Origin of the sequence: Mesorhizobium sp. M2E.F.Ca.ET.209.01.1.1 (assembly GCF_004010375.2) — a bacterium.
Lineage (GTDB): Bacteria > Pseudomonadota > Alphaproteobacteria > Rhizobiales > Rhizobiaceae > Mesorhizobium.
In genome coordinates, this window is sequence record NZ_SADP02000113.1 from 1 (window position 1) to 539 (window position 539).

The 539-nt window shown below is 59.2% G+C and carries 1 protein-coding gene; it reads left to right on the forward strand.

Annotated features, from left to right (window positions below; translation table 11 throughout):
• A partial coding sequence (locus EN852_RS34845; protein ID WP_135879599.1) for an extracellular solute-binding protein occupies positions 1 to 539 on the forward strand: 539 nt, incomplete at both ends.

Consider the following 539-nt stretch of genomic DNA (forward strand, 5'->3'; position numbering starts at 1 on the left):
GGAAGATGCGCGTTTCACCTCCGAGGGTACCATCGATGGCACTATTTACGCCGTGCCGAAGAACTGGGGCACGACCGGCTTTGCCGTCAACACCAAGAAGCTCTCCAAGCCGATGACGAGCTGGAAGGAGTTCTGGGATACGGCGATGGCCGAGGGCGACGGCCGCACCATGGTGCATGACTACCAGCTGACGACGATCGGCAATGCGCTGAAATATTACGGCTATTCGTTCAACTCGCTGAAGCAGGACGAACTCGCCAAGGCCGAGGAACTGCTGCTCAAGGTCAAGCCGCATCTGTTCGCGGTGTCGAGCGACTATCAGCCCGGAATGCGCGCCGGAGATGCCTGGATGACGATGTGCTGGACCAATGAAGGCGCGCAACTCCATCGCGACATTCCCGAGATCGCCTATGTGCTCGGCAAGGAAGGGGGCGAGATCTGGACCGACTTCTACGCCATTCCGAAGGATGCGCCAAACAAGCCGGCCGGCTATGCGCTGCTCAACTATCTGATGAACCCGAAAGTGGCGGTGAAGGAGC